Source organism: Shewanella sp. SG41-3, assembly GCF_014164545.1.
In the GTDB taxonomy this organism is placed as follows: domain Bacteria; phylum Pseudomonadota; class Gammaproteobacteria; order Enterobacterales; family Shewanellaceae; genus Shewanella; species Shewanella vesiculosa.
Map to the genome: position 1 here is coordinate 1 of NZ_JACJFJ010000019.1, position 5,373 is coordinate 5,373.

The 5,373-nt window shown below is 37.1% G+C and carries 5 protein-coding genes and 1 pseudogene; all 6 read right to left on the reverse strand.

All coding sequences use genetic code 11. The annotated features are described in order from the left end of the window. A pseudogene (locus H5164_RS19675) lies at window positions 1-200 on the reverse strand (RHS repeat domain-containing protein); the annotation flags it as partial. A 542-nt stretch (window positions 201-742) separates the two neighbouring features. Then, complete coding sequence (locus H5164_RS19680; protein WP_182757374.1) at window positions 743-1,771, reverse strand: hypothetical protein; 1,029 nt, start codon at window positions 1,769-1,771, stop codon at window positions 743-745. A gap of 375 nt (window positions 1,772-2,146) precedes the next feature. Continuing rightward, window positions 2,147-2,677 (reverse strand): hypothetical protein, encoded by a 531-nt coding sequence (locus tag H5164_RS19685; protein WP_182757375.1) that lies wholly within the window; start codon window positions 2,675-2,677, stop codon window positions 2,147-2,149. Then, on the reverse strand, window positions 2,677-3,441 hold the full coding sequence (locus H5164_RS20135; protein ID WP_259396891.1) for a hypothetical protein: 765 nt from the start codon (window positions 3,439-3,441) through the stop codon (window positions 2,677-2,679). Before H5164_RS20135 ends, H5164_RS19685 begins: the two co-directional genes overlap by 1 nt. A gap of 87 nt (window positions 3,442-3,528) precedes the next feature. Next, a complete protein-coding gene (locus H5164_RS19695; protein ID WP_182757376.1) occupies window positions 3,529-4,110 on the reverse strand; it encodes a hypothetical protein in 582 nt (193 codons plus the stop codon). Between the two features lie 3 nt (window positions 4,111-4,113). Next, window positions 4,114-5,373: RHS repeat-associated core domain-containing protein (locus tag H5164_RS19700; RefSeq protein ID WP_182757377.1), on the reverse strand; the 1,260-nt coding region annotated here is incomplete at its 5' end.

The following is a 5,373-nucleotide window of genomic DNA, read 5'->3' on the forward strand; positions in this document are numbered from 1 at the left end:
CGACCGAGTTCGGTGATTTTTGCACTGCGACGGCCTAAGGCATCATATTCGTATTGCGTCAGCTTGCCGTTAACGTTGATTTGCACCAGTTGATTTAAGCCATTAAAGCTGCGCTGTTGTTTATCGACAGTGCCAATTTGGCTGATTTGATTGCCACTAGCGTCGTAACGATAATCGAAGTAATTGATGTTGCTTATCATATAGATAACGTCTGGACACAAATAATTGAGTCTCTTTTTGTACATGTCGCCATGTCTGCTCAATTAATCTTGAATAGCTATCATAGGCATGACTGAGTTCAAGTTGATTACCCTGTATCGTTTTATGCAATAAGCCTGATGACAGATAGTGATAATGAGCCAGCTGCACAATCGGCTTCGATGGGCCATGGCCTGTAAAGCGACTGTCTATTAATGTAATGCCACTTAATTGACAGTTTTATTGTTGAAATACTACTGCCAGTAACTATGAGCTTTCATACATAAACCATAGGCATGAGGTAGAATATTGCCCTCTTTAACGACTAAACAACAACCTTCGACAGGCGTATCATCTAAGGTATAGCCAAGACTTTACCCCCAATTAAAAGCAGGTGCGTTAACCAGTAATGCACCTATATTTTGGCTATCCATTTTTAAAGAACTAAACAGGGTTTCACACTAAAGGAATGATTCAATCTTTAAAGTACAGTGCCGTGGGTCCATCAATCACTAAATTGATAATCTTGACCCCAAAACGACATTTAGCTGCGTATTCCTTCATCTACAATTGGCGATAGCACACTTCGTAAGGGTGGATTATGCGTCACAATCGATTTTTGAAAACTCACATTTAAATCAGCTAATGACTCAATACCAAATTCTTTTAATGCTGACATCAATTGCTCTCCCTTGATATTTTTATCACGTAAATCAATCACAAAGCTTTGTAAATTTTGCAGTTCAGCCAATATTTTACTGACTTCTTTACTTAATGGTGCTTGTGCTTCTTTTAACGCGTTATAAGACGCTTCCCTTGCGCAGTCTGATGATGAGAAAAGTGTTATTTTTTCATCAAATGCAGAGTGTAATTCTGCTTTATACAGTGTTAATTTTTCAACAATATCAGCAATAGTCATCTCTTTTTCACGGCTGAACTCCTGCTTAGCGTCATCTATACGCTCGAATACTTTTTCTAATCGTTCTTCATAGTCGTTAAAGTCATTCACCACTCGCCATAAATCAGCAACCGATTTCTGCGGATAATCCGCCTCTTCAATCATGCCAAAAATCTCCATACGAATAGCGTTTACCGCTAACATCGCAGGTTTAATGGCGGCTATCGCAAATACTCCTATAACAGCATACAATTGATATTCTGACGTCATGCCAGGTACGTGACCGGTAACAAAGTAAACAACGCCAGCATTGATAATATGCGCAACAACTACAATTACTCCGGCTTTAATCTTAATTTTTTTAACTCGGACTAAGTCATTGGTTAAATCAATACTGTCAGGCTTTTGCGGATGTGTTGCTCGCCTCTCTAACATGGTTTGGGCATTACGGGCGATAAAATAGGTGCTACCGATTAATAAGCTAATAGTAGAGACATACCAAAGATAAAGAGTGGCTGAAACCCAGACATGGAATTCAAATTCTGGAACGTCATATTGTTGAGCAAACCATTTAATCAACACGACCAGTAAAAATGTCCCCACAATCCAACCTAACCACTCCTTGATTGTTTGAGTGTAAAATTCGCGTCTAATTTCGCCAAATATATCGTGCATAGTATTCCTTTACTTTGTTAATGATGTTAATTCCACCTAATTCCTGTAGGAAACTAGGCGTCAGATATTACGGTGATAAGTTTATTTAATGTGGGTATAAGACCACTAATCACCAAGACAATGAAATAATTAATAGTTGAAAAGATAAAAGATAATCTTTGTTAATTTTACCATTCTTTATAGAACCCTATGTGTAAACGTTATTCTTCGAGTTAAATGCCACACAGAAAACGTTAGCAACCACTCGTGAAAAACGGTGATAATAAGGAATATATTCTACGCTAACGATAGTGTCTCTTGGCCTGGATACTATTCAATTCAGTAGCCTTATCGGCTGACAGCACAGCAACTGAGATAAATGCCAATGATATTATTTTAACGCTTTTTATGTATACCCGTTAGGTCAAAATCATAGTATGCCAATTGGTTTATTACCTTATTTTTAACTAATTCGGTATTGTTAACTTCAATACTTCCATTAACGATATTGATTTGGCTTAAATTACTACTTAAGGTAAAGTTTGGAAGTTCAATTAAATCAGAGTCTACATATTGGTACCCTTTCAATACCTGAAGCTTGTTCCCCGTATGATATTTAATCAAGGCATACTCAATATCATCTTTTTTTATCAATGTGATATTTGGCGTGTGTCCCTTCAAACGAGCAGCAATAAATGGAACACCTTCATTATATGCTAAAACATAGGTGTCAAGAGTCGGTAAACAAATGCCCGATTTATCTTCATGTAAAAGTTTAACTTGATCAAATCTTTTTGACTTAACATCATCACTACTAAATTGCACTACTATCGGCTTTATCACTTTTATTTGAATACAATCTGACGCTGCAGCAAAATGGCTAGCGGTCAATAATAAGACTGCAAAAATAGATTTATATAACGTCATTACTTAACCCCATAGGTTTGCCAATTATGAACATACTCTTGAATCGTTCCCTTACCTAACGGCGTATTGTAATAGCATTTCCAATACGCTGCCTGACCATGAAGATCATCCTCTGATGGTAACCCTGCTGGAGCCCTTAAATAATGCACTCTTGCCATAGCACATGCATATAGATCATTATCTTTTAGCTCTTGTAATTTGTCATCATTGTTCAACAATTCGCTGACTTTCTTTGCAAGCTCAGGTCTATACGCTAGATAATTATCCCAAATATCATCGTGTGTGGCTGGTTCTATTTGAAAATAACTTAAAGCAGGCCCGCCACCTAATTGTTGTCGGTATTTTAAACGGCTCTCTTGGATGGCGGTTCCCAGTAGTAGCATTTCTGCTTTTCTGGAGGCTAAACCTATTTTCAAAAGAGTCGGCTTTATTACATTTGCCATGAAAAATTTAGGGTCTTGCATGCCCGCGATCTGAATGCTCTTTACTATCAACATTTCATTTATCTTACGAAGAGTTCGACCATTCGCATCTATTTTGCTATCTGGACGTACCATATTGAGTACTTTACTTTGAAATAACTTAATCGCTGCAACGGTTTTAGCATTTTCAGGCCTAGAGCCTAAACGGCCATCAACAATTAATGATTTTGTAGGAGGAATGAATTTAAGTACTTTATTTAAACCGCTTTGAACTGTTTTTACATCGTTTACATTGTTAGCTCCACCCAGCCCGACAGCTTGAGTTATTTTTATTGATGACATCGTATTATCCTTGTCATTGTGAAATTCATACACTTTATTATACAGTTCTTCTAACTGCTTAATTTTTGATATAAATGTTAATTGATTTCACAATACTCTAGCCTCCAGGTTGTCAAAAAAACCATCAGGGGCATCTTCTAACTTTACGACAGGCATAGAAGATGAATATTTGAAGGCTGCTGAAGCATCTGAAATAAGCATATTACCTTTAGCGGTTTCCAATAAAATTGCAGCCTCAAAACTATCGACAAATTTTTTATCTTCAACGGGGTTTTTAACAGTAAACACTGTTATCGATATTACTTTTTCATTAATTATTCCACTCCAGTTATCTTTTACTGAGTGTATAGGGTCGTCATATGAAAACTCATCACCAGATCGGCATAAATAAAAATGCTCTTTCACACCGTCTTTTTCATCAAACCAAGTAACAACAGATCTTTTTACATCATTTGACGCAAAACCAATCACATCACCATTGTCTAAATGAATAAATAACGTTTTACCGGAATATGAAAACATGTCTTCATCTTTCACGTTGCGTCTTTTTTTGTAACGACTCATTCCAAACTCAATTAATGGTTTTGTCATATTGATAATACGATAATTTTTTAATGCATCGACAATCCGGTTATCAATAGATATTCCTTTGAGTACACTGTCAACCACGAACTACTCCTTATTTAATATAATATTAGAAATAAATTTATATTCATACGTAATAACATCCAAACACTCATCTACATCTGTTTGGCTTGCATTATTAACCACATTTTGTGGATCTGCTATTCTTGGTAAGCCATCCGATCCATACATGAATTGTAGATCTTTAATGTAAATGTTTTTACTTTCTACCATATCAAAAATTCTTTCTAATTCATCTAATGTGGCTTGGGATAAAATAGAGTGTAGAGTTTCAACGGTAATTCCTTGCGAGTTAGTGCCGGGAATAATATTTTTCTCTATATCCCTGCCGTTAAACAACATTCTCTCTTGGACTCCGCCTTGTATTAATTCGCCATCAGAGTTAGTAGTTTCAGCAAACTCAGATATTGTTAGAACAGGTAAACCTAGTGCTTTGATTTTATCTAAGTCCTTAGCCTCTTGTTTAATATCTTCGATTGAGGCTGGATTAAAACTAGTAGAATCCCGTTTAGGTATTAAAAATACTTGCTCATCGTCGATAAAAAGTGCTTCTTTATAACCGCCTGATCCCAATCGATTATTTAAAACACTAGATGGTAATTGCCTATATTGACTAGGGTTAATTATCCCAGTTGTATTTAACAATTTACTGGCTAATTCTTCACTAATTGGCGCTATTTTGAGATTGCCATTAGCATCTGCATTTAAGAAATTATTCTCTTTACATAATCCAAACGGATCCACCCAATTCACTGGATTAGGTCCGTATTGATAATGGTTTATCCCGCCCACCAAACCAATAGGGTCTTGATGGATGAATCTAGCTTGCTGAGGGCTGTAGTACCTAAAGCGGTTGTAGTGTAACCCTGATTCGGCATCAAAGTACTGGCCTTGAAAACGGATTGGGTTAACAATTTGATGCTCGCTATCCACATGATCAATGCTTTGGCCAAACACGTCTTGTTGGCTGCGCCATACTATTTGTGCGTTGCCATCAGTTAAGCAAATCGGGGTGCCGAGTTGGTCTAGGTGATAATAATATATTTGCCCAGCTTTAATCAGTGCAACAGGTGTAAAGGTGTCTGGCTGATAAATATACCAGCTGTACTCACCTAAAGTGCATTCGCCAATCAGCTGGTGATTATCCCAAATAAAGTCGGTGCGACCGAGTTCGGTGATTTTTGCACTGCGACGGCCTAAGGCATCATATTCGTATTGCGTCAGCTTGCCGTTAACGTTGATTTGCACCAGTTGATTTAAGCCATTAAAGCTGCGCTGTTGTTTATC